This is a genomic window from Pedobacter sp. AC464 (assembly GCF_979253075.1).
The window spans coordinates 771,317-794,569 of sequence record NZ_CEEDBV010000001.1; the positions used below are offsets into that span (position 1 = coordinate 771,317).

22 protein-coding genes and 1 riboswitch are annotated in these 23,253 nt (G+C 39.3%); of the genes, 12 read left to right on the forward strand and 10 right to left on the reverse strand.

Annotation, left to right across the window (positions count from 1 at the left end; genetic code table 11):
* Positions 1-12: 12 nt before the first annotated feature.
* On the forward strand, positions 13-594 hold the full coding sequence (locus AC0IWT_RS03240) for a Crp/Fnr family transcriptional regulator (RefSeq protein WP_471795960.1): 582 nt from the start codon (positions 13-15) through the stop codon (positions 592-594).
* 104 nt (positions 595-698) lie between these two features.
* The gene (locus AC0IWT_RS03245) at positions 699-1,103 is read left to right on the forward strand and encodes a hypothetical protein (protein ID WP_056872205.1); all 405 of its coding nucleotides are present in this window, start codon (positions 699-701) and stop codon (positions 1,101-1,103) included.
* 150 nt (positions 1,104-1,253) lie between these two features.
* On the opposite strand, the gene AC0IWT_RS03250 is transcribed toward AC0IWT_RS03245, so the two are convergent.
* The 5 genes from AC0IWT_RS03250 to AC0IWT_RS03270 form a co-directional block, all read right to left on the reverse strand.
* Positions 1,254-2,036: a copper homeostasis protein CutC gene (locus AC0IWT_RS03250; RefSeq protein WP_471795961.1), complete on the reverse strand. Its 783-nt coding sequence runs from the start codon at positions 2,034-2,036 to the stop codon at positions 1,254-1,256.
* 56 nt (positions 2,037-2,092) lie between these two features.
* The gene (locus tag AC0IWT_RS03255) at positions 2,093-3,127 is read right to left on the reverse strand and encodes a N(4)-(beta-N-acetylglucosaminyl)-L-asparaginase (RefSeq protein ID WP_471795962.1); all 1,035 of its coding nucleotides are present in this window, start codon (positions 3,125-3,127) and stop codon (positions 2,093-2,095) included.
* A gap of 49 nt (positions 3,128-3,176) precedes the next feature.
* Positions 3,177-3,980: a nitrilase family protein gene (locus AC0IWT_RS03260; RefSeq protein WP_471795963.1), complete on the reverse strand. Its 804-nt coding sequence runs from the start codon at positions 3,978-3,980 to the stop codon at positions 3,177-3,179.
* A gap of 21 nt (positions 3,981-4,001) precedes the next feature.
* Positions 4,002-5,147: a methionine aminotransferase gene (locus tag AC0IWT_RS03265; RefSeq protein ID WP_471795964.1), complete on the reverse strand. Its 1,146-nt coding sequence runs from the start codon at positions 5,145-5,147 to the stop codon at positions 4,002-4,004.
* A gap of 377 nt (positions 5,148-5,524) precedes the next feature.
* On the reverse strand, positions 5,525-6,751 hold the full coding sequence (locus AC0IWT_RS03270; protein WP_471795965.1) for a multidrug effflux MFS transporter: 1,227 nt from the start codon (positions 6,749-6,751) through the stop codon (positions 5,525-5,527).
* Positions 6,752-6,902: 151 nt separating this feature from the next.
* Between AC0IWT_RS03270 and AC0IWT_RS03275 the strand changes: the two genes are divergently transcribed.
* Entirely contained in the window at positions 6,903-7,673 is a 771-nt protein-coding gene (locus AC0IWT_RS03275) for a queuosine precursor transporter (protein ID WP_471795966.1), read from the forward strand.
* Positions 7,674-7,687: 14 nt separating this feature from the next.
* On the forward strand, positions 7,688-8,143 hold the full coding sequence (locus AC0IWT_RS03280; RefSeq protein ID WP_471795967.1) for a hypothetical protein: 456 nt from the start codon (positions 7,688-7,690) through the stop codon (positions 8,141-8,143).
* 73 nt (positions 8,144-8,216) lie between these two features.
* Here AC0IWT_RS03280 and AC0IWT_RS03285 read toward each other — a convergent pair whose 3' ends face one another.
* The 3 genes from AC0IWT_RS03285 to AC0IWT_RS03295 all read right to left on the reverse strand — a co-directional run bounded on the left by AC0IWT_RS03285 (position 8,217) and on the right by AC0IWT_RS03295 (position 12,088).
* The gene (locus AC0IWT_RS03285; protein WP_471795968.1) at positions 8,217-9,461 is read right to left on the reverse strand and encodes a homoserine dehydrogenase; all 1,245 of its coding nucleotides are present in this window, start codon (positions 9,459-9,461) and stop codon (positions 8,217-8,219) included.
* Positions 9,462-9,668: 207 nt separating this feature from the next.
* Entirely contained in the window at positions 9,669-10,727 is a 1,059-nt protein-coding gene (locus AC0IWT_RS03290; protein WP_471795969.1) for a homoserine O-acetyltransferase family protein, read from the reverse strand.
* A gap of 29 nt (positions 10,728-10,756) precedes the next feature.
* Entirely contained in the window at positions 10,757-12,088 is a 1,332-nt protein-coding gene (locus tag AC0IWT_RS03295; protein ID WP_471795970.1) for an O-acetylhomoserine aminocarboxypropyltransferase/cysteine synthase family protein, read from the reverse strand.
* Between the two features lie 291 nt (positions 12,089-12,379).
* A riboswitch (SAM riboswitch) is annotated at positions 12,380-12,490 on the reverse strand.
* Positions 12,491-12,696: 206 nt separating this feature from the next.
* On the opposite strand from AC0IWT_RS03295, the gene AC0IWT_RS03300 reads away from it, so the two are divergent.
* Complete coding sequence (locus tag AC0IWT_RS03300) at positions 12,697-13,701, forward strand: hypothetical protein (RefSeq protein ID WP_471795971.1); 1,005 nt, start codon at positions 12,697-12,699, stop codon at positions 13,699-13,701.
* Between the two features lie 209 nt (positions 13,702-13,910).
* On the opposite strand, the gene AC0IWT_RS03305 is transcribed toward AC0IWT_RS03300, so the two are convergent.
* Positions 13,911-15,026, reverse strand: coding sequence for a trans-sulfuration enzyme family protein (locus AC0IWT_RS03305; protein ID WP_471795972.1), 1,116 nt, complete (start codon positions 15,024-15,026; stop codon positions 13,911-13,913).
* A 123-nt stretch (positions 15,027-15,149) separates the two neighbouring features.
* Here AC0IWT_RS03305 and AC0IWT_RS03310 point away from each other — a divergent pair, with 123 nt between their 5' ends.
* The 4 genes from AC0IWT_RS03310 to AC0IWT_RS03325 all read left to right on the forward strand — a co-directional run bounded on the left by AC0IWT_RS03310 (position 15,150) and on the right by AC0IWT_RS03325 (position 18,586).
* Positions 15,150-15,644 carry a hypothetical protein gene (locus AC0IWT_RS03310; RefSeq protein WP_471795973.1) on the forward strand — a complete coding sequence of 165 codons (495 nt, stop codon included), beginning with the start codon at positions 15,150-15,152 and terminating at the stop codon, positions 15,642-15,644.
* A gap of 250 nt (positions 15,645-15,894) precedes the next feature.
* Positions 15,895-17,088 (forward strand): aminofutalosine synthase MqnE, encoded by a 1,194-nt coding sequence (gene mqnE / locus AC0IWT_RS03315; RefSeq protein ID WP_471795974.1) that lies wholly within the window; start codon positions 15,895-15,897, stop codon positions 17,086-17,088.
* Between the two features lie 83 nt (positions 17,089-17,171).
* Positions 17,172-17,795 (forward strand): histidine phosphatase family protein, encoded by a 624-nt coding sequence (locus AC0IWT_RS03320; protein ID WP_471795975.1) that lies wholly within the window; start codon positions 17,172-17,174, stop codon positions 17,793-17,795.
* Between the two features lie 50 nt (positions 17,796-17,845).
* On the forward strand, positions 17,846-18,586 hold the full coding sequence (locus tag AC0IWT_RS03325) for a menaquinone biosynthetic enzyme MqnA/MqnD family protein (protein ID WP_471795976.1): 741 nt from the start codon (positions 17,846-17,848) through the stop codon (positions 18,584-18,586).
* 40 nt (positions 18,587-18,626) lie between these two features.
* On the opposite strand, the gene AC0IWT_RS03330 is transcribed toward AC0IWT_RS03325, so the two are convergent.
* On the reverse strand, positions 18,627-18,941 hold the full coding sequence (locus AC0IWT_RS03330; protein ID WP_056872221.1) for an HPF/RaiA family ribosome-associated protein: 315 nt from the start codon (positions 18,939-18,941) through the stop codon (positions 18,627-18,629).
* A 311-nt stretch (positions 18,942-19,252) separates the two neighbouring features.
* On the opposite strand from AC0IWT_RS03330, the gene mutS reads away from it, so the two are divergent.
* From mutS to AC0IWT_RS03345, 3 genes are all read left to right on the forward strand, one after another.
* Complete coding sequence (gene mutS, locus AC0IWT_RS03335; protein ID WP_471795977.1) at positions 19,253-21,865, forward strand: DNA mismatch repair protein MutS; 2,613 nt, start codon at positions 19,253-19,255, stop codon at positions 21,863-21,865.
* A gap of 90 nt (positions 21,866-21,955) precedes the next feature.
* A complete protein-coding gene (locus AC0IWT_RS03340; RefSeq protein ID WP_471795978.1) occupies positions 21,956-22,453 on the forward strand; it encodes a C40 family peptidase in 498 nt (165 codons plus the stop codon).
* Between the two features lie 45 nt (positions 22,454-22,498).
* Complete coding sequence (locus AC0IWT_RS03345; protein ID WP_471795979.1) at positions 22,499-22,972, forward strand: TlpA disulfide reductase family protein; 474 nt, start codon at positions 22,499-22,501, stop codon at positions 22,970-22,972.
* The last annotated feature ends 281 nt before the right edge of the window (positions 22,973-23,253 follow it).

Below are 23,253 nucleotides of genomic sequence, written 5' to 3' on the forward strand. Positions count from 1 at the left end.
TAACGAGGTTAAATGTACATCCAGCTACTCATCGATAAAGGTTACCCGGTTAAAAAAATCGAGAAAGATTCTATCATTTATGAACCTGGAATGCAACCGAGGTTTGTCTATTTTATAAGGAGAGGTGAGGTGCGGATGGTAACGGTTAACGATGAGGGAAAAGAATTTATTCAGGGCATTTTTAAAACTGGCCAGTACTTCGGCGAACCCGCTCTAATACTTAACAGGCCATATTTAGCATATACAATTGTTAATAAGGACGCTGAAATAATTCAAGTTAATAGAAAATCTTTTTTCAGTCTGTTGGAAACCGATCCGGCTTTCAGTATAAATTTGATAAAAGTATTGAGCAACAGGCTTTTTTATAAATCGATGATGTTAGAAGAGCTCGCAAGCGAAAAAGCGGCGCATCGGCTTGAAACGATTATCAATTATTTATTTCTAGACTTACAATCTGGCGAGCGCCTAAAAGTTACCCGTCAGGATTTGGCGGATATGACCGGTTTGCGGGTTGAGACTGTGATAAGAGGCGTGAAGCAACTTGCCAACGAAGGCTTATTACAACTGGCTGGAGGAAAAATTATGAAGATTTGATTTCAGTCGAACCTTTGGCAGTTTGCAATGTTTGAGCTAATATGATTCAAATCATAATTTAGCAACATTTGAAGTGGTAAATTTGCTTCATCAATAAAATAATTATGGCAGAGCTTTCTAAATTTCAGGCGGTTATACAGTGTAAATGCCCACGTTGTCGCAAAGGCGATATCTTTACGGGGAGTGCTTATTCATTCAGACTACAAAAGACAAACATAAATTGTCCGGTTTGCAATTTAAAGTTCGAGCGTGAACCTGGCTTTTTTTATGTTGCTATGTTTGTTAGCTATGCGATGAACGTTGCGGAAATTATTACCATCGGGGTTGCATCTTATGTGTTAGGTTTGCCACTTATTTACGAAAACCTGTGGTATTATGTTGGTTTGATTTTGTTCGGCGTTCTTCTGTTATCGCCAATTAATTATCGTTACTCGAGAGTAATTTTATTACATTGGTTAACGCCGGGATTAGGTTATGTTCCTGGGAGTGGGGAAACCAAAAAAGCCTGAAAAAAACAAGGCGTTTATGCATCAATGGTAATATCAACCGCTAATTGCAATTAAAGTCAAAGCGCTCCACTATCGTAAAATTGCCACTTTTTGAAATGGAATTTTCAAGTATTGTGGTTTTCGCCTCTTTAATCAGGGACCTACCTCAAATTAACCGTTGTTAACAGATTTGCTTATAACCTCAACCAAGGCTTTAACTTGCGCTACCGAGGTTTGCTCATATTGATATTCATCCTCAATGCTGCCCATCTTTGTTTCTGCATTTCGAAATTCCATTTTACTTGCAACCAAACTTTTAGCAGATGCATGAAATTGCGTAGCGCCGGTAGCGCTGATGAGCGTAGAAATATTTTCTTTATTGATGCCCGCACCTGGCATAATCGCAATTCGGCCATTTGCTAGTTTAATTAATTCGGCTAATTCATCTGCACCGGTAATGGCCGATTTTGCCCCGCCAGATGATAGCACCCTAACAACTCCAAGTTCAATCAAATCTTCGAGTGCTTGTTCCATATTATTGCTCATATCAAAAGCACGATGAAAGGCGACAGGTAGCGGCTTTGCCAGCTCAATCAGTTCGGCACAACGCTGCTTATCAATAGTTCCATCGGCTTTAAGTATTCCAATCACTATTCCGTCACAGTTTAACGATTTGCAGGCACTTATATCTTCTTTCATCAATTCAAACTCTAGCTCGGAATACAGAAAATCACCGCCACGTGGGCGAATGATCGGCCAGATTTCAATAGACAAGTTTTTCTTCGCAAAGGCAAGTTGCCCATAACTTGGGGTCGTTCCGCCTTCAGCAAGATTATCACAAAACTCCACCCGTATTGCGCCTCCAGTCTGGGCATTTAAGGCAGATTCGTACCCGTTTGCACAAACCTCCAAACCTGAACTCCTTGCGAATAAAGGCGAAGCATCATTCTTCATAAACTAACTTAATTGATTCTTAAAAATTGGAAATGTTTGCAGTGGGGTTAGACATACTAATAGTAACTTTTACCTTTGATTAATAAATCTTGCTTTTCTGCATTGCAAACAGCATAACTGAAACCTTGCTGAATTGCATAAGCACCATATTCTCCCTTTTTATTAATGGCTAAAAAGCCTACCTGAATATTTTTTGCCGTTTCGGGTTTTTTCTTAATAATTCTCGTAACTGCCTCTTTGCAGGCAGCCTCCGGCGTATAACCCTGGCGCATGAGCTCAACCACCAAAAATGAACCCACATTTCGAACAACTTCTTCTCCAACACCTGTTGATGTTGCGCCACCAACTTCATTGTCTACATAAAGGCCGGCACCAATAATCGGACTGTCGCCAATTCTGCCGTGAAGTTTATAAGCCATGCCACTCGTTGTACATGCGCCAGAAATATTGCCTTTGCTATCTATTGCAAGCATCCCGATTGTATCGTGATTATACTGGTTTCCTGGCAGTTTTTGCGGAGCGGCTTTATCGTAAAGTTTGTTTTCAATATTCATTACAGGCTCATACTTAGCCGTTTTCAACCAATCTTTCCACGCCTTCTCGCTTGCAGGCGTAAGCAAATTTTCTTTCTGAAAGCCTTGTTCAAGCGCAAATTGTAAAGCACCATCTCCAGCAAGCATAACATGTGGCGTTTTCTCCATTACCTTTCTGGCAACAGAAATTGGGTGCTTAATGTGTTCAAGCGCCAAAACAGCGCCGCAGTTTCCATTTTCATCCATAATGCAGGCATCGAGGGTTACTTTTCCATCCCGGTCTGGTAAACCGCCATAACCAACAGACTGGTTTTTTTCATCAGCCTCGGGCACCCAAACACCTTGCTCAACCGCATCAAGGGCTTTGCCGCCTTTAGAAAGCACTTTCCAGGCATCGGCATTTGCCGCGATGCCAAAATCCCAGGTAGAAATTACGATAGGAATATTGGTAGCACGAGTGGATACAGGCGGAATCGCATCAGCCATAGCAGCTTTATCAATGGCTAACAAACCTGCAGAAAGGGCAGAGGCTTTTATAAATTTACGACGATTGAACATATTGGATTAACTGTGGTTTATTTTGAAGTTTATGAGTTGTAATTTGGTGCTAAACTATGGTAAATTTATCAGCATCTCTTAAAAAAGGAAACTGACGTCTAATCTTTACCAATTCTTCGTAATTAATGCTGAAGGTATATAAATCTTCGTCCTCAGGTTTATAGTAAACTGTACTTCCGTAAGGGTCTATACACATCGAATGGCCGCTGTGGTAAACCTGGTTTCCATCGTGGCCTACACGGTTTACAGCAATCACATAACTTTGATTTTCTATTGCCCGGGCCGGAATTAGTGCTTTCCAATGTGCAGATCGCTTATCAGGCCAGCTGGCCACTAAAAGTAAAATGTCGTATTCTTCGTTAACGTTGCGCAACCAAACCGGAAAACGTAAATCATAGCAAATCGCCAGCCTGATTTTCCAGCCTTTTAAAGTAACGATCAGTTTATCTGTTCCCGGACTAAAATTCTTATCTTCTTCACCTAAACCGAATAAATGTCGCTTATCATAATGTTTATAGTCCCCGTTCTGCTCCATCCAAATTAAACGGTTGTAATACTTTCCATTCTCCTTTATAATTAGGCTTCCGGTTATAACGCAGTTGTATTGATGCGCCATTTTTTGCATCCATTGCATGGTAAAACCGCCCATTTCTTCGGCCAGGGCCTCCGAGTTCATACTAAAGCCACTGTTAAACATCTCAGGTAAAACAATTAAGTCGGTTTTTTCCCGAACACCCATGGATAGGCGTAGGGCAAGATTTTGTAAGTTTTTTTCTATGTTTTCCCAAAAAAGGTAAGCCTGAAAAACAGTTACTTTCAGGTTTTCTATTTGAGTATAAACAGGTGCTTCCATATGTTTAGTATTACGGGATGATTAAACATTTCTCAATTTTTCTGCAGCCAAAGCAAGTGTAGAATCTTCCTTGGCGAAACAAAATCTTATTATTTTATGGTCTGTTGCTTTCTGGTAAAATGCCGAAACCGGGATGGTGGCAACTCCGAATTCTTTTATCAGCCTGATGGTGAAATCTGTGTCTTTCTCGTCGCTGATTTTACGGTAGCTTGCACATTGAAAGTACGAACCACTACAAGGTAGCAACTCAAACCGGCTTTCGGCCAAAAGGCTTCTAAAGTAGTTTCGCTTTTTTTCGAAAAAAGAAGTTATACCGGTATAGTTGCCCGGCTCTTTAATGTAATTGGCAATAGCTTGCTGCATCGGACTATTAACGCTAAAAACATTAAATTGGTGTACTTTTCTAAACTCCCTGGTGAGCAGTTCGGGTGCAAGGCAATAGCCCAATTTCCATCCTGTAGCATGTAAAAGCTTCCCGAATGATGCAATAACGAAGCTTCTTTCTCTCAATTCAGGAAAAAGCATAACACTTCTGTGTTGCTCACCGTCATAAATTAAATGTTCGTAAACTTCATCGCTGAGAATTAAAATATCCGTTCCGTTAATCAGTTTGATTAACGATTTCATATCATTCTCCGTTAAAATGCTTCCCGTTGGGTTTTGTGGAGAATTTAAAATAATCATTCTCGTACTTGAGGTAAAAAGCTTCTTTACCATGTCCCAATCAATGCCATAACTCGGTGGGGCAAGCTCGTAGGTTTTAACCAAACCACCCAAAAGCCTTATAGTTGGTGCGTAGCTGTCATAGGCCGGTTCAAAAATTATCACTTCATCGCCAGGATTAATTATTGCAGCCAAAGCCGTAAAAATGGCCTGAGTTCCACCGGCAGTAACGGTAATTTCCGTATCAGGATTGTATTTTACCTGGTATAAATTTTCAACCTTTTCAGCAATTGTTTCTTTTAAAAAAACATTGCCCGGCATTGGCGCATATTGGTTAAAACCATCCGCCATGGCCTTATTTACCAGTTCCGTAAGTTTTGGGTCGCAAGAATAATCAGGAAAACCCTGTGATAAATTGATTGCATTGTGTTCTGCCGCAAGCTTAGACATTACCGAGAAAATGGTAGTACTTACGCCAGGAAGTTTCGATTGTATATTTAACATGTTCTAAGCGAAAATAGCAAAAAAACTTTAAAGAATAATTTGCTTGTTAGGTAGCGCCCTAATTGCTTTACTAAATGGTTATTTGAAAAGCAGTTACAGTAGTTAATGGGTTTGGGTTTGTCCCGCTTTGCATTGCAAGCCCAATGAAAAATTGGGGCTTTTCATTTCAATCGGGTTTATATGGCTCAGAAAGCGCAGCAGTTCGCGGTTTCAAAAAGCGAATTTACTATACCGGGATTTCTGCATCGAAAAGCCGCTGCTTACATCTAAATTTATTTATCCTAAGCAGATCCCATTATTCAATGCGACTGTTAGGTCAAGATAATTTTTGGCGGCTGTTAAATATTCAAACCAATTATAATATGACAGGACGGAGTTTAGTGCCCAACCATCGCAGCATCTGCAGATGCCTCTATTTCTGTTCGAATAAATTTTCTGCCAATTAGCAAACAAATTAAAGCGATAAATGCTGCTCCCGTCATAACTAAAGGCATTGGCACAACAGAATGCTCACTAAACAAACTAACCATTACCGATGCTAAAGCGCCCAAGCCCATTTGCAAGGCGCCCATAAGCGCTGATGCACTCCCCGCATTTTTTGTAAAAGGAGCAAGCGATAAAGCCGCTGCATTTGGGTTAATAAAGCCCAGGCAAGAAAGAAATAATGCGATAAAACCGATTGTAGAATAAAGATTAAGCCAATCGTTTAATGCGAAAACTAAAAATAGCAAACTAAATGCACATTGAGCCAGTAAAGCCCAGGTAACGATTTTCTTGCTGCCAAACCACCTTAAAATTAAACTGTTTAACTGACTTGAGCCGATAAAAGCGACTGATAGTAACGCGAAAATCCAGCCGTAACCAGTTTTGCTCACTTCATAAATTTTCATAAAAACCTGTGGCGATGAAGAAACATACGCAAATAAACCGGAGAAAGTAATAGAACTGATTAATGCATAGGTTGAAAATTGCGGTTCTTTCAAAACACTTAAGAAGCTTTTTAAAATCGGCTTCGGTTTCAGCGAATAGTTTGGATCTGGTTTATAGCTTTCCGGAAGTTTAAAAACTGAAGCCAGTAACATCAAAATGGCCATAATGCCTAAAAAGACAAATACATATTTCCAGCCTAAAGCTGAAATTAAATAACCGCCGGCAGTGGGGGCAAGCATCGGCGAAACGGCAATAACAAGCATGAGCGATGCAAATACTTTCGGACTCTCATCTACAGAAAATAAATCTCTAACCATTGCTACCGATGCAACTGCAGTTGCGCAACTGCCAATTGCCTGTACAAAACGCAAAATAATTAGCTGGTTAACATCGGTAACTGCTAAACATAAAAAAGAAGCAAAGATGTAAAGCACCAAACCGAAATACAGTGGCTTTTTACGGCCGTATTTATCCAGCAAAGGACCATAAAGCAATTGACCGGCAGAAATACCAATAAAAAAACTAGATAACGACAAAGCTACAGTGGATTCGGTACTTTTTAAATCTTTTGCAATATCAACAAAACCCGGTAAATACATGTCGATAGAGAATGGTCCAAGCGCCGCTAAAGAACCCAAAATTAATATAAGATAGAAGTGCTGTTTTTTGGCCATGAAGAATACCCTTTTTTTTTGAAGTCGCAAAGATTGGGAGATTTAAGTTCTTAAACTATTTTTAAGGTTGAAGGATTGTAAAAAGTAACGTTTTTAAAATTTAATGCTTAAAAAGTAAATCTGATTCGATTTATCTTTAGATTTATGGTCTATGACTTTTAAAACTAAAGAAAGCCGTTTACTTCTCGTTCTGGGGAGTTTTTTTGTGGCAAATGCAATACTATCAGAATTTATTGGTGTTAAATTATTCAGCGTTGAAGAAACGCTTGGTTTTAAGAAGTTCGATATTAACCTGTTTGGCGTCCCTAATCTCTCGTTTGTAATGTCTGCAGGCGTGCTAACCTGGCCAATTATCTTCATCATGACGGATATTATCAACGAGTATTTTGGTGTTAAACAAGTTCGGTTTTTGTCTATCATGACCTCCATTTTAATTGCTTTCGCATTTTTAGTGGTTTGGGGTTCCATGCATTTGAGCGCTGCCGATTTTTGGGTTCATCAAAGCATTAATGGCGAAGACTTAAATATGAATAATGCTTTCGCCGGTATTTTTGGCCAGGGCATGTGGATTATCGTTGGCTCAATTATCGCCTTCATTGTTGGGCAACTTGCCGATGTTTTAATCTTTCACAAAATTAAAAAGATAACGGGCGAGAAGTCGCTTTGGTTGCGGGCAACCGGTTCTACAGTTGTATCTCAGCTAATTGATAGCTTTGTGGTAATTTTTATTGCCTTTTACCTAAATCCGCAATACCATTACAGCTGGCAAATGGTTGCGGCCATTGGCCTTGTTAATTACACTTATAAATTTATTGTTGCCATCCTGATGATGCCCATTCTATACCTTGTACATGCCATAATTGATGGTTATCTTGGAAAAGATTTGGCAAAGAAATTAATGGAGATGGCAGGCCGGGGATAATTTAATTTAGGAATATGAAGTCAAAATGTTTAATTTTTATTGCGGTTGTATTTTTGTTTTCATGCAAAAACAAAAGTCATCAGGAAGCAGAGAATCAGCCAGCCATTCAGGGTACCTGGAAATTAATTTCAGGAACAATTAACGATAAAAAGTCAGGACGAACGACCAGTTATCCCATGGATTTTAGCATGATTAAGATTATTAACGAAACGCACTTTGCTTTTCTTAAACATAACAAAAATCCGAAGGACAGCTCGGGCTTTGATGCAGGAGGTGGCACTTATAAGCTAACGGGTAATGATTATACCGAACAACTTCAATATTATAAGAATAAAAACTGGGAAGGCAAATCTTTTAATTTTAAGCTGACTTTCGCAAATGATACTTTAACGCAAACTGGTTTAGAGCAGGTTGAAAAGGAGGGAATCGACAGGGTAATTATTGAGAAATACATTAAAGAAGGCAACTAACGCAAAAGGTCGGAATCGCTCCGACCTTTGTGCTTAACAACAAAACAAATAAAAAAATTAACCTTAAAAATTTTTAAAGTGCAGCTAATTCTGCTGCGTAAACGTTCTCGGCAACTTGTTCCTGCCTGTATATTTGCCTGCCTGTGTAGGCTAAAAAAACATCTTTTTCTAAAAGCAAATCTCGGTTGGTAATAAGATTATGCAATTTTACAGTACCAATTACATACTTGTATTCACTTGCGGCATAACGCTCGCTAATATTGTCAAAAGCCAAAAGGCTTATTAAATCTTCATCGCTGTAACGCAGGTAAATTTCCAATAGAATGTCTTCCGTATGCTTTACACCATTTTCGGAATGGTATTTTTTATACTCATAACGATAATCGTAACGCAGGGCAGCAATATCAGAAAGCACAGCTGCGCCAGTTGGATGGCCACCGGCACCTTTGCCAAAAAAGAATTGCTTATCGGCGAAAGCAGCCTGAACGGTTACTGCGTTATATTCGTTTTCAACATTGTATAGGAAATCGTCTTTCGCCACTAATTTTGGTAAAACATAAGTTACTACATCCTTCGTATTTACCTTTCTTGCTGTTGGTACAAGCTTAATTTTGAAGTTTTTCTCGCGAGCATATTTAATATCGTGTTGAGATAAATTTTGAATACCGATATTTAAGATGGCATCTGGATTAACAAACAAACCATACGCATGGGCCGTTGCAATGGCCAGTTTGTATTTCGGATCGTAACCTCCAACATCTAAAATAGGGTCAGTTTCGGCAAAACCCAGGTCTTGGGCCTCTTTTAAAGCAGCATCATAACTTTGGTTTTCGTTGAAAATTTTTGATAAGATGTAATTTGAAGAACCATTGAAAATACCGCTCAATGCATGGAAAAGCTCATTGTCATAATATTCTTCCAGGTTTCTGATTATAGGAATACTTCCGCAAACAGCCCCTTCATAGAGTAACGACGTTCCGTGTTGCTGTTGCAGTTCTACCAGTTCTTTCAAACGCGTGGCAATCATTTTTTTATTGGCCGAAACCACGTGTTTACCATTTTTTAATGCACTAGTCACAATATCGTAAGCAGCGTCTGCATCATTTATCAACTCCACAATGGTATTGATTTCAGGGTTATTTAGTATCTCGTTTTTATCGGTTGTAAACAATTCCTTATTGAGGGTCCGTTTCTTTCTCGGGTCTTTAATTGCTATTTTAACGATTTCGAGGTTCAGGTTTTGGCTTTGAATAATGTCCAATAAACCCTGGCCTACAACTCCGAAACCAAATAATCCAATTTTTAAATTTTTACTCATGATTTTTATTGTATCAGGTAGCGAGGCTCAGGTATTAAAATTGAGTGCCTGAAGACTCGCCATTCAAATGTTTTTTATTTTGTAGTGCTATGAAAACACCCGTTGGTAATTTAAATTCAAATTTTTAATGTGCTTTTCTATGGCTATAATCAGTTATCGCCCCTCAGGTCATTAAATAAACCATGCAGAAACCAAACCTCAACCTCATCAGGCAGTATGTTGTAGCTTAATAATTTTTTTATGTCTGCTTTCTTTGATAAACGTTCCGATAATGTTTGTTAAAGCATTTGTTTCAATTATAAAACCATCATGTCCGTATTCCGAGTGAATGGTGGCAAATTCTGCATCTGTAATATTATCTGCCAGGTATTTCTGCTCTGAAATCGGGAAGAGAAAATCATTCTCAATGCCGATAACCAGCGTATTTGCTTTAATCAGTTTTAGTGCCTCCGCAATAGATTTTCTGTTTCGGCCAACATTATGGCTATCCATTGCTTTAGTTAAATAATAGTAACTATAAGCATTAAAGCGATTTATCAGTTTTTCACCCTGATAATTTTGGTAAGACGAAGACCTGAAATTGTCCGTTTTGTCGTTATCACTTTCAACTTGCGTGCTGCTATATGCGTGGTAGGTCCGGTAGCTTAAAAGAGCTATACTTCTTGCAGTTTTTAGGCCTTTGCTACCGCCATCTTTTTTATTGGCATAGAAAGTTCTATCGGTTGTAATGGCCAAACGCTGACTTTCATTAAAGGCGATTCCCCACGGTGAATGCACTGCATTGGTTGCCACCAGAATTAGATTTTCAATCCTGGTAGGTTCGATAATGCCCCATTCTACTGCCTGCTGACCGCCCAATGAACCGCCAATGAGCAATCTGATGTTCTCAATACCCAGGTAACTAGCCAGCACCTGATGCGCAGAAACGAAATCGCGGATGGTAAATTGTGGGAATGATAAATAGTAAGGTGAACCAGTAACCGGATTTGTGCTCAATGGATTTGTAGTGCCATAGTGAGAACCTAGAACGTTTGCACAAACGATGAAGTGCTCATTCGGGTTAAACAAAGCATTTTGGCCGAACAAACCTTCCCACCATTCAAAAACATCGGCATTTGCAGTTAATGCATGGCACACCCAAATCACATTATCTTTAGCGGCATTTAATTTTCCAAAAGTTTGATAGGCAATTTTTAGATTCCGGATTTTTTTTCCGTTTTCTAGCTTGAATTGTTTGGGATAACTGTAAGTAGCTGATGTGCTCATTATAATATGTATTCTCGTAATAATTGATTTTAGGATTGCAAACTTCCGACGGTTCTTTGAGCGCCAATGGATGCAAACGCTTGTTCGAAATCTGCCTTAATATCATCGATATGCTCTATACCAACAGAAACCCTTAAAGCGTTTGGCTTTACGCCCGCGGCTAATTGTTCGGTATCACTTAGCTGTTGGTGCGTAGTGGCCGATGGCTGAATGATCAGCGTTTTCGCATCACCCACGTTAGCCAGGTGTGAAACCAGTTTTAAATTATCAATAACCTGTGTAGCACTTTCTTTGGTTCCATTTAATTCGAATGACAAGACTCCGCCGAAACCATTGCTTAAATACTTTTTAGCCAGGCTATTGTATTTGCTGCTCGCCAGGCCCGGATAATGAACCTCTTTAACCAAAGGATGATTTTCCAACCAGATGGCCAATTCCAAAGCATTATCTACATGGCGCTGTACGCGAAGTGATAAAGTTTCTAAACCTTGTAATAAAAGAAATGAATTGAACGGTGAAAGCGCCGGCCCTAAATCCCGCAAGCCTTCAACCCGAGCCCTGATTATAAACTGAATGTTTCCAAACGGGCCGCCAATTCCAAAAACATCATTAAAAACCAAACCATGGTAACCTTCAGCAGGTTCTGTAAATTGAGGAAACTTGCCATTGCCCCAATTGTAGTTACCACCATCAACAATAACGCCTCCAATACTTGTTCCATGTCCGCCAATCCATTTTGTGGCAGATTCTACCACAATGTTTGCGCCATGCTCAAGGGGTTTAAATAAATATCCCCCAGCGCCAAAAGTATTGTCTACAATTAAAGGGATATCATATTTCTTGGCAATTGCAGCAATCTTTTCAAAATCGGGAACACTAAATGCCGGATTGCCAATCGTTTCCAGGTAAATTGCTTTAGTTTTTCCTGTAATGCTTTGTTCAAATTCATCCGGAACATCCGGGTTGGCAAAATCAACCTGTATGCCTAAACGTTTAAAGGCAACTTTAAACTGGTTGTAAGTTCCACCATAAATATGCGATGATGATACGATACTGTCGCCAGCCTCTAGTATATTGTGTAACGCAATAAATTGGGCTGCCTGCCCAGATGCTACCACCAAAGCCGCAATTCCCCCTTCTAATGCCGCAATTCTTTTTTCAAATACATCGGTTGTTGGGTTCATTAAGCGTGTGTAAATGTTCCCAAACTCCTTTAATGCAAATAGATTAGCGCCGTGCTCTGCATTTTTAAAGCCGTATGATGTTGTTTGGTAGATTGGAACGGCTCTTGAACCTGTAGTTGGGTCTATTTCCTGGCCAGCGTGTAGTTGTAAAGTTTCAAATTTATATGTAGTTGACATTTTCTTATTAATTGAATGTTAAATGATAAAATATTTAATTTAACAGGCATCCGTTAAACTTTTAATTACAGAAACCTATATGCTAGCTTGGGCGTATCCCGATTTCCCGGGACCTTCCAGTTTAAAAAAAATAAACAAAAAGGGAAGATTTTTAACTTACTGCATGCAACAGCGCATACAAGTAATCGCTTGCATATCATTGCAAATCAATAAAATAGAAGAATATTCTACCCGTTCAAGGTTTTGATTTTGTTCGCCTTGCGATTGAAGATTAAATGTTTTCATCTTTATAATTTATATCTCCGTATAACACCATGTTAGCCGGTCAGGAATTGGCACCTTCTCTCTCTGAGGGTTGCCAGTGGGTCATTGAGCCAGTCTCTCGCCACTTCTTTATAAATCAATCCGATTTAAGAATTGACTTTTATTTGCTTTACACCAAATAATATTTCAAATGTCTGAATTATATTTTAAACAACAAAATTAAATTTTGAATTTTTATGAACCACTTGTAAATCAGCTCAATTAATTTTAACCAGCAAACCTATAATGAACTAACATAAAGTTAACCTTAAAAATTTTATGTTTGTATCACCTATCTAATCATTATGGAAAAAATCAAATCTATCTCATTAGCTCTGCTTGTTACGTTTTCAGGGTTAACAGCTCAGGCACAGTTCGGCGGTTTAAAAGACAAATTATTAAAAGTTGGCACTGCCCAGGGCGCAAAAGCACTTGGTGTCGATAAATTTTTAAAGCAACCAGCAGCCATTACAACCTCATTCGAGGATGTAAATCGCGACGGTGAAAAAATGCCAGACTTTAACACGAACGCTAAATTTCAACCATTGTATTTATTACCAAAAAATCCTGAAGGTGGTTTTGTACTTTGCGAAGGCTTTTATGAAATGACAAATAAAAGTTACTGTTTAAAAGCAGGGACTTATGCGCCTTCAAAAGGCGATGGATACATGTTTGCACCAGTGCTGGGTCCGAAAGAAGAAATTGTTGTGTCAATTTTGAAGAGTGCTGAAAAGCATCCGGATGTTGAGCAACATGATATCCAGATTTTGTTGTGGACAATTATAGCCCGAACAAAATTTGCCGATTACGCCGGAACCGTGAAACTTACAGCACTAAAACTTTTAACACCAAAGCAGTTAACACAATTAGAAGGTGGAGCCTTGGGTGTTTTACCGTTTGATGTGATGGAGAAAGCCAAAGACCAGCTTCCATCAGGCATCAAGGCCGTTTTCGAGGCCGAAAATAACATCCGCCAACTGGTTTCTTCCGGTAATTACACCTATGCCGATATGGAACGATATGCAATAATTGCCGGCATGGCGCCGCCAAGGGCCGATGTACCGAGCGGCATATGGACAAAGCATCCTGATGGCTATTATGTCCGCTATTTTCCTGCAGGGTATTCTGTTACAAAGGTACAGGTTTATGTGCCCAAAGAATTGTTAGCGAATGGAAACAAAGTGGTTTATGATGCAGCAGGCGATATCGCGTGCCCGGCAAATACAGGTTCACAGCGATTGGCACAAACAAACGAGCCATTAAATGCGAATTACTCAGCAAAGTTAGTAACGGTTTGTAATCCAAAATAGGTTTTGGAAATGAGCGGGATTGTAATTCTTAGGCAATTGCAGTCCCGCTTTTTGCTATAGCCCCGAAAAAAAATCGGGGGGCTGTCGCTACAATCGGGTTTAAACACAAAAATTCTTGTCTGTATGTGCGCTAAGTGCGCTCTTGCAATTCACGATTACGCATTTATGGATGCCCAAGCTTAACTAGCGCTCATCCGCATACGCAAATTCTATCCGAGTGCCTGCTCCAAATCAGCGATTATATCATCTGGATGTTCCAACCCAACTGAAATCCGTAAAAGATTTTTTGGTGTTTTGCTATCAGGACCCTCAACTGAAAAACGGTGCTCGATTAAACTTTCTACACCACCCAAACTTGTGGCCTGCGCAAATAGTTGCACACCATTTACTACTTTACTGGTAGCCTCTACATCGCCTTTAACCAAAAAAGACATCATTCCACCAAAATCTTTCATTTGTTTTTTTGCGATTTCATGTTGCGGGTGGGTTTCCAGTCCGGGGTAAAACACCGCTTCAACTTTTGGATGCTTAGCTAAATACTGCGCAACTTGTTTTCCATTTTCGCAATGGCCTTTCATACGATAGGCGAGGGTTTTTATGCTTCTGCAAAGTAAAAAACAATCGAAAGGCGAAGGCACGGCACCGCCCGTTTGCTGAACGTTTATAATTTTTTCCCAAAGTGCATCCTGTTTGGCAGAGACTAAAATCCCACCTAAAATATCGCTATGGCCGCCCAAATATTTTGTGCTGCTATGCATTACAATGTCTGCACCGAGCAAAATTGGATTCTGTAAAACTGGCGAAGCAAAAGTACTGTCGCACGCCAAAGTGATGTTTCTGGATTTTGCAATGCTGGAAATTGCCTCAATATCCGTAACTTTTAATAAAGGGTTAGAGGGCGTTTCAATCCAAATTAAGGCTGTGTTGGGTTTTATGCTTGCTTCGATTAACGCAAGATTGGTTTGGTCGACAAAATCAAATTCTAGCGTTTCGTTAAAAATGGTAAGCAGTTGCTTTTTAATGCCCCAGTACATATCATCGGGTGCTATGATATGGCTTCCCGGTTTTAGCGCCTGAAATAAACTCATTCCACAATTATTACCAGAAGCGAAGGCGGCAGCAGCTGCTCCATACTCAAGTTTAGCAACGGTGTTTTCTAAAGCAGACCGATTTGGGTTACTCACCCTACTATACATATGTCCGCCGGGATAACCTCCATTTTCATCGCGGAAAAAAGTTGTAGATAAATTTATTGGCGAGGTAACATCACCAGTGGTACTTTTTACAATATTAGACGCGTGGATAGCAAGGGTTTCGGGTTTCATTATCGGTAAAATTTTAGTCGGGTTAAAGGGAATGCAATTTAATAATTTGCCGCTAATTTAAGGTTCGTAATTGTTTTGGCAAGATTTATGTAACCAGTTTCCCGAAAATTAAATTAAACAAAAATGAAAAGATTATTTATAGCTATCGCAATAGCGTGTTCTACTTTGGTAATGTTACAAAGTTGTTCGTCTACAAAAAATGCTGCAAGCGGCATTAGTGGTGGCAGGGGTACCGTTACAGGCACCTGGGTTTTGAACAATATCACTTTAGAAGGATTGCCAGATCAGGCTGTTCAAGGTTTATTTGGCGAAAAATCTTACAAATGCTTTCAGGGCAGTACCTGGAAATTAACAAATAGCGGAAATGGCTCTTACACTTTGCCTGCATCAAGTGCTTGTGGCGCTGTAATGCAAACCATTTACTGGTCCGCCACACCAGCTGAAGAGACTTTTCAATTCAAGAAAATTTTTGAAGGTGATAAAGCTAAGAATGTAACTGAAGGCTATCGTTTGGTGCTTTCTCAGCTATCTAAAGGCAACATGGTGCTGAAATCACCAATTGAATTCGGCGGTAAAACGGCTAACATTGTGTTAAGTTTTTCTCCGGCGGTAAATTAGAAATTAACAAACACAATTAATATTAAAGCACTTCTGTACAGAGGTGCTTTTTTTATGCCTAAAGATTCCGCTCAATTTAATCGTAGCCCTTACAAGTCCGGATATCCGGCAAATTTGAAGTCAACTGGACTATGCACCAGATGAATTTAGCGTTTAAGGTTACCGAATCTCCGGCATCATGGCTGTTTGTTACAAGAAAATGATTTTCGAATCGCCTCAATGTCGTATTTTTGTCGAAAATAAATCAGGAATGAATACAACTGAGCAGGTTGAAAAAATATTAGCTGATACATCATTATCAACTGAACTATTAAATATTGCGCACAAAGTCCTAAATAGAAACAGAATTAGTTTTGACGAGGGTGTTTACCTCTACGAACACGCTGAGCTTGGTTATCTGGGCGTTTTAGCTAATTTCATCAGAGAGGAAAAGCATGGCGATAAAACTTATTTCAATCGTAATTTCCACCTCGAACCTACAAACCTTTGTGTTTACGATTGTAAATTCTGCTCGTATTCGCGTTTAATTAAACAGAAGGAAGAGGGTTGGGCGTTAACAATGGAGCAAATGCTCGATATTGTTAAAAAATATGATGATGAGCCTGTAACAGAAGTGCACATTGTTGGCGGCGTTTTACCGCAGTACGATGTTGCTTTTTACTCAGCTTTATTTACTGCGATTAGAGAACATCGCCCTGGTTTACATGTAAAAGCCTTAACGCCTGTCGAATACCATTATATTTTCAAAAAAGCTAAAATTGATTATGCTACTGGTATGAAATTGATGAAAGATGCAGGTTTGCAATCTATGCCAGGCGGTGGTGCAGAGATTTTTCATCCCGAAATTCGTGAACAGATTGCTAAAGATAAGTGTACAGGTGAACAATGGCTTGCGATACACGAAGAGTGGCATAATTTGGGTATGAGAAGTAATGCCACTATGCTTTATGGTCATATTGAGCAGTTCTGGCATCGCGTAGATCATATGGAAAAACTAAGGACGCTTCAGGATAAAACCGGTGGTTTTCAAACCTTTATACCGTTGAAATTCCGGAACCAACATAATCAGATGAGCAATGTACCAGAATCGTCTGTAATTGAAGACTTAAGAAATTATGCCATCGCCCGTATTTATATGGATAATTTCGACCACATCAAAGCTTACTGGGCGATGATAAGTAGAGAAACTGCGCAATTATCGCTAAACTATGGTGTCGACGACATTGACGGCACATTAGATGATACGACGAAAATTTATTCTATGGCTGGCGCCGAAGAGCAAACACCAGCGATGAGCACCCGCGAATTGGTTAACCTAATTAAGCATGTTGGCCGTAAAGCGATAGAACGTGATACACTTTATAATGTAGTTACGGATTTTGAGCATGTTGTTTTTGAAGAAGAAAAGAAGCCTGCGTATTATAAATTGCCCGTTGTAAATTAAATTTTGAATGGTGGGTTTTGTGACAGTTACTTTCGTACCTAGCCAAAATTTAATCCTTCTTAAATTCCAAAAACAAACATTAAATGAAGCTTATCTATATTATCCGCCACGGCGAAACAGAACTGAACAGACAGGGAATAGTACAGGGTAGAGGCATAAATTCTGACTTAAATGATACGGGTAGAGCTCAGGCTGAAGCTTTTTATCAAAAATATAAAGACGTTTCCTTCGATAAAATTTACACTTCCGATTTAAAGAGAACTTGGCAAACCGTTCAGAAATTCATTGATTCAGGGATTCCGTGGGAAAAGCTTTCGGGTTTGGATGAATTGGCCTGGGGTGTTTGGGAAGGTAAACCAAATACTGAAGATTCAAGAGATGCTTTTCGTGATATGTTACAGGCGTGGCAGGATGGCGACTACACAGCTCATTTTGAAGCAGGCGAAAGCGTTCAGGATGTTTATGAGCGCCTAAAACAACCCATGGAAGTTTTGGCAGGCAGACCGCAGGAAGAAACAGTTTTACTTTGCATGCATGGCAGAGCAATGCGGGTTTTTCTTTGTCTTCTGCTTGGGAAGCCGTTAAATGAAATGACTGAGTTTCCACATCAAAATACCGTTTTATATAAAATGGGCTTTGAGGATGGTAAATTTTCGGTTGTCGAATTTAATAGTGCTGTTCACCTCGATGGCTTAGTTACGAGATAACATTTGTGCCATAAATTGATGGCCTTAATTGAAAATAACAGTTTAATACATTGGATAAAATTAAAATATCGGCTGTTGCTTACACCAACACCAAAGCATTTATATACGGACTCGAACATTCGGATATCCGCAACAAAATAGATTTAAGTTTAGATATTCCATCAGATTGTGCTGCTAAAGTGATTAGTGGTGAAGTAGATATGGGCTTAATGCCTGTAGCTGCAATTCCAATGGTGCCAAATGCAAACATTGTTGCCGATTATTGTATAGGAAGTGATGGAGCAGTGAATTCTGTATTCATTTTTAGTGATGTGCCTGTTGAAGAAATAAAGAGTCTGAAATTGGACTCTCATTCCCGGACGTCGAACAACCTTGCCAAAGTGCTCCTGAAATTCTATTGGAAAAAGGAAGTCGATTTTACAACCGATCCGCTTGCAAAAACGGATGCCATTGTATTAATAGGCGATAGAACTTTCGGTAAAAAGGGCGATTATGCATACGCATATGATATGGGTGAGGAATGGAAAAATTTTACCGGACTGCCTTTTATGTATGCTGCATGGGTGGCAAACAAAGACATTTCTCCAGAATTTAAGGCTGAGTTTAACGCAGCAATGAAACTTGGCTTAGCACACAGACAAGATGTATTAAAAGCCTTGAAACCAACTGAAAACTTTGATTTAGAGGATTATTTATATAACAAACTTCAATTCGAAGTTACCGAAGAAAGGACTAAGGCATTAAGGATGTTTTTAGCTTATATCGATCAGCTTGAACCAACAACGGTTTAAAATAAAAAAGGCAATTTTTTCAGATTGCCTTTTTTCTATTTTAGTGTGATTTCAGTTTTCCTGCTATCGTTTCCAGCTTACTTTTTAATTTTGTTAGTGCACCGGCAATTGCTAGGTCGTAATTATTACCGAAGTTGGTAACCGCTACCGGTTCTTTACCCGAAATACGGGCCTCTAATAAACAACGCTTATCTTCCAAGCCATCTTTGCTGCCATTTTCGTCAGACAGGTGAACTTCTAAACGGCTGATTAAATCATCGAACCTGCTTAAAGCATCATTAATCTGGCTTTGAATTTTGTCTTCGTATTCCTGGTGTATTGTTAGATTTTTGTCGGTATTAAGTTGAATCGTCATAATAAAAGATATTAGGTTAAATTATATTAGATTAACAGTTGAGATGCAGAAACGTTTTTGTTTTAGCATTAAATTTAGTAACCCTCTGCATACGAGCATACTTTGTTGATAAACCTGATAGGAACGAGCACGAAGTGAAACGAAGTAAAGTGAATAGCAGGACTGCAGCATCCGAAAAGTAGAGAACTGTTCATTTACTAAGAATAATAACTAACTGATTTGCTGAAAAACATTTTTTCAACTTTTCAACAAAACAGCTGTAGAATGCGTAATCGTGCTATCTTTATAGCTTTTGCAAATTAATTTGAGTTTTGGCTAAAGATACGAACAAAGAAACGCCGTTAATGCAGCAATACAACGCAATTAAAGCGAAGTATCCGGGTGCGCTTTTACTTTTCAGGGTTGGAGACTTTTACGAAACCTTTGGTGAGGATGCCATAAAAACAGCACAGATATTAGGCATTGTGCTAACCAGACGCGGTACTGGCCCAAACGGTGGTGCGCTTGAACTTGCGGGTTTTCCGCATCATTCTTTAGATAATTATTTATCGAAATTGGTTAGGGCAGGGCAGCGTGTAGCCATTTGCGACCAGCTCGAAGACCCGAAAACAACTAAAACTATTGTTAAACGTGGCGTTACTGAACTTGTTACGCCGGGTGTTGCGTATGGCGACAACATTATTAATCAAAAATCAAACAATTACTTAGCTTCAGTTTTTTTCGATAAAACGCAAATTGGCGTTTCATTTTTAGACATTTCTACAGGCGAGTTTATGATTGCCCAAGGCAACAGCGATTACATTGACAAGCTTTTGCAAGGTTTCAAACCATCGGAGGTGCTATTTCAGAAAGCCAAGCGGCAGACATTTTTAGAACAGTTTGGCGATAGGTTTTATACTTTTGGTTTAGACGAATGGCCATATACATTGGATTATGCAGAGGAAACGTTAACCAAACATTTTGATGTTGCCTCGTTGAAAGGTTTTGGAATTGAGCGCCTGCAAAGTGCGATTGTTGCCGCAGGCGTGGCTTTGCATTATCTGGGTGAAACCGAACACCGAAATTTACAGCACATTACCTCAATTAGCAGAATTGAAGAAGACCGATACATGTGGTTGGATCGCTTTACAATTCGCAATTTAGAGTTGGTGAGTTCTGCAAATGATAATGCGGTAACGCTTTTTGATATTCTCGACCACACTTGCACACCAATGGGCGCCAGGTTACTCCAAAAGTGGATTATTATGCCACTTAAGGAACTCAAATCTATTGAGGAACGCCTGGGGATGGTCGATTTTTTTGTAAAGAACGAAGAAATCCGGCAACAGTTTTTGACCCACATTAAACAAATTGGCGATATAGAGCGGTTGATTTCAAAAGTAGGTTTACAACGCGTAGGACCCAGAGAATTGGTTGCTTTAAAAAGAGCATTAGTACATATTGAGGCTGTTAAAAACCTTGCTGCAAGTTCAAAAAATCCTTTTCTTGTTAAAATTGCAGATCAGCTTAACCCTTGTTTGGCCATTCGCGAAAGAATTGAACGCGAACTGCAAGCTGAGCCACCGGCTTTGTTAACTAAAGGCAACGTAATTAATGACGGTATCGACGAAGATTTAGATCGTTTGCGGAAAATTGCTTTTGGTGGTAAAGATTACCTGGTTCAAATTCAAAAACGTGAAGCAGAGGCGACTGGGATTCCATCTTTGAAAATCTCTTTTAATAATGTGTTTGGCTACTACCTGGAGGTTACGCATACGCACAAAGACAAAGTTCCTGATGGGTGGATCCGGAAGCAAACTTTGGTTAACGCCGAACGCTATATCACACCCGAACTTAAAGAATATGAAGAGCAGATTTTAGGCGCTGAAGAAAAAATTCAGGCTATAGAAATCCGCTTGTATAATGAATTGATGTACGAAACGGCAAGTTATATCAAGCCAATTCAGCTGGATTCATTTTTGATTGCCCAACTTGATTGTTTGTTGTGCTTTGCTCAGCTTGCAGAGAAAAATCATTACGTTAAGCCGAGCTTAAATAAAGAAAAAGTTCTTGATATTAAGGGGGGTCGCCACCCGGTTATTGAGAAGCAATTGCCTGTGGGTCAGGAGTATATTACCAATGATGTATATCTGGATACGGATTCCCAGCAAATAATTATGATAACCGGGCCGAACATGGCTGGTAAGTCGGCGATTTTGAGGCAAACTGCTTTAATAGTTTTAATGGCTCAAATGGGCTGTTTTGTTCCTGCCAAGGCTGCTGATGTAGGTTTAGTTGATAAAATCTTTACTCGTGTGGGCGCCTCAGATAATATTTCATCCGGCGAGAGTACCTTTATGGTTGAGATGAATGAAACGGCCAGTATATTGAACAATATTTCAGACAATAGTTTGATTTTATTAGATGAAATTGGTCGCGGAACGAGCACTTATGACGGGATTTCAATTGCCTGGGCCATTGCCGAATTTTTGCACCAACACCCAACTTCCCGGCCGAAAACGTTGTTTGCAACACACTATCACGAGTTGAACGAGTTGGCTAATACCATGCCCCGTATCAAAAATTTCAATGTTTCTGTGAAGGAAATGACTAATAAGGTTATTTTTTTAAGGAAATTAATTCCTGGCGGAAGTGAGCATAGTTTCGGGATTCACGTAGCGAAAATGGCTGGTATGCCACCAAAATTAATCGGCAGGGCGAACGAGATTTTAAAGAAGCTGGAAATTGACAGAACTGAAGGACAAAGTATTAAAGACAGCATAAAAAAAGTTCAGAATCAGGCCTACCAGTTGCAAATGTTCGCAATTGATGACCCGGTTTTAGTTAAAATTAGAGACACGCTGAATAACCTTGACGTAAATGCGTTGACACCGGTTGAAGCATTGCTTAAGCTGGATGAAATACAACGCCTGATAAAGAATTAACCCTTTCAAAAACAGTATGGGAGGAATTGGCAAAGAAGTAAAATGCGCTCATTTTGTTCATCGTTAAGCGGGTATTCAAAAAAAAAAGAGATGATAAAAACGAAATATTCTTTCTGGCTGGTTTTGCTTCTTTCACTGGTATTAACAGCCTGTGGTTCTAAGAAACTTGCGGTAAAAAGTGATTCAAAAGCTTCTAAGGCAGCCGATGCTATGGCAAACCTCAAAAGCAAGGAACTTTATAAATTTATTACCGAATGGACTGGCGTAAAATATCGTTTTGGAGGCTTGGATAAAAGTGGTGTTGATTGTTCCGGCTTTGCATTTTTGTTGGAAAAGGAAATTTATGGTGTGAGCTTACCGCGAATTTCCCGCGACCAAGCTAATTTTGCAAGAAAGAAAAGCTACGGCGCTTTGCAGGAAGGAGATTTGGTGTTCTTTTCTTTTGGTGGCAACGATGTAGACCATGTTGGGGTTTACCTTAATAATGGTTTTTTTGTTCACGCCAGCACAACCCGTGGTGTAATTGTTGATGATTTAAATCTACCCGCATATCAAAAAGTGCTGGTAAAATCCGGCTCTGTTAATTAATTGGGTCGTTAGGCTAGCAAACTAAATTCGGTAAACATTCATTTTATGGTTATGCGTATCTCTTTGATAATTTCCTTATTTATAATTACTTACTCTGCAAACGCACAGGTTAAACTGCTTACGCTTGATGAGTTAGATAATCGTTTTGCAAAGGGAAAGGATACAACTTACATCGTAAATTTTTGGGCTACCTGGTGTTCGCCATGTGTGGCAGAATTGCCAAATTTTGAAAAAATCCGGGTGGCATATGCCAAACAACCCATTAAAGTTTTGTTGATTAGCCTCGACTTTAAATCTAAACTGCACAAAGAAGTTAATCCGTTTGTTGCTAAAAATGGCATTAAAGCTGAAGTTTTTCTTTTAAATGAGCCAGACCAGCAAAAATACATAGAACGAATAGACCGCAAATGGTCTGGTGCTATACCGGCTACTTTGTTTGTAAAAAAGAAGGTAAGGCGATTTTACGAAAAGGAATTTACAGAAACCGAACTTAGAAATACGCTGTTAAACCTAAAATAGACATCTTAAGCACTTGTTTTTAATTGGTTTATTCTGAATGCAGTATTAGTTAAAGCACAAACTAAGAATTGTAATCTTTGCGATTTTGTTAGTGATTTTCCTCAAAAAACATTGAATCAAAAAATGGTTTCGCTTTCAGATTATAAAAATGCAAAAGGCCAACAATCAGGAAAAGATTAACGATGTGCAGAATGCAATAAGCCATTTATCTGCGGGAAAAAAACATCAGTTGCATCAAATAAGGCGGTCGGTTGTAGCATAAAATGGAAAAAGGGATAATC

What these genes read in the sequence shown, in the direction of transcription:
- AC0IWT_RS03340 (WP_471795978.1), top strand. Translation starts at nt 21,956, where the DNA reads ATGATAAAAACGAAATATTCTTTCTGGCTGGTTTTGCTTCTTTCACTG.
- AC0IWT_RS03255 (WP_471795962.1), bottom strand. Translation starts at nt 3,127, where the DNA reads ATGTTCAATCGTCGTAAATTTATAAAAGCCTCTGCCCTTTCTGCAGGT.
- AC0IWT_RS03345 (WP_471795979.1), top strand. Translation starts at nt 22,499, where the DNA reads ATGGTTATGCGTATCTCTTTGATAATTTCCTTATTTATAATTACTTAC.
- AC0IWT_RS03320 (WP_471795975.1), top strand. Translation starts at nt 17,172, where the DNA reads ATGAAGCTTATCTATATTATCCGCCACGGCGAAACAGAACTGAACAGA.
- AC0IWT_RS03295 (WP_471795970.1), bottom strand. Translation starts at nt 12,088, where the DNA reads ATGTCAACTACATATAAATTTGAAACTTTACAACTACACGCTGGCCAG.
- AC0IWT_RS03285 (WP_471795968.1), bottom strand. Translation starts at nt 9,461, where the DNA reads ATGAGTAAAAATTTAAAAATTGGATTATTTGGTTTCGGAGTTGTAGGC.
- AC0IWT_RS03275 (WP_471795966.1), top strand. Translation starts at nt 6,903, where the DNA reads ATGACTTTTAAAACTAAAGAAAGCCGTTTACTTCTCGTTCTGGGGAGT.
- mqnE (WP_471795974.1), top strand. Translation starts at nt 15,895, where the DNA reads ATGAATACAACTGAGCAGGTTGAAAAAATATTAGCTGATACATCATTA.
- AC0IWT_RS03310 (WP_471795973.1), top strand. Translation starts at nt 15,150, where the DNA reads ATGAAAAGATTATTTATAGCTATCGCAATAGCGTGTTCTACTTTGGTA.
- AC0IWT_RS03300 (WP_471795971.1), top strand. Translation starts at nt 12,697, where the DNA reads ATGGAAAAAATCAAATCTATCTCATTAGCTCTGCTTGTTACGTTTTCA.
- AC0IWT_RS03260 (WP_471795963.1), bottom strand. Translation starts at nt 3,980, where the DNA reads ATGGAAGCACCTGTTTATACTCAAATAGAAAACCTGAAAGTAACTGTT.
- AC0IWT_RS03265 (WP_471795964.1), bottom strand. Translation starts at nt 5,147, where the DNA reads ATGTTAAATATACAATCGAAACTTCCTGGCGTAAGTACTACCATTTTC.
- AC0IWT_RS03280 (WP_471795967.1), top strand. Translation starts at nt 7,688, where the DNA reads ATGAAGTCAAAATGTTTAATTTTTATTGCGGTTGTATTTTTGTTTTCA.
- AC0IWT_RS03270 (WP_471795965.1), bottom strand. Translation starts at nt 6,751, where the DNA reads ATGGCCAAAAAACAGCACTTCTATCTTATATTAATTTTGGGTTCTTTA.
- AC0IWT_RS03305 (WP_471795972.1), bottom strand. Translation starts at nt 15,026, where the DNA reads ATGAAACCCGAAACCCTTGCTATCCACGCGTCTAATATTGTAAAAAGT.
- AC0IWT_RS03330 (WP_056872221.1), bottom strand. Translation starts at nt 18,941, where the DNA reads ATGACGATTCAACTTAATACCGACAAAAATCTAACAATACACCAGGAA.
- AC0IWT_RS03250 (WP_471795961.1), bottom strand. Translation starts at nt 2,036, where the DNA reads ATGAAGAATGATGCTTCGCCTTTATTCGCAAGGAGTTCAGGTTTGGAG.
- AC0IWT_RS03245 (WP_056872205.1), top strand. Translation starts at nt 699, where the DNA reads ATGGCAGAGCTTTCTAAATTTCAGGCGGTTATACAGTGTAAATGCCCA.
- AC0IWT_RS03240 (WP_471795960.1), top strand. Translation starts at nt 13, where the DNA reads ATGTACATCCAGCTACTCATCGATAAAGGTTACCCGGTTAAAAAAATC.
- AC0IWT_RS03290 (WP_471795969.1), bottom strand. Translation starts at nt 10,727, where the DNA reads ATGAGCACATCAGCTACTTACAGTTATCCCAAACAATTCAAGCTAGAA.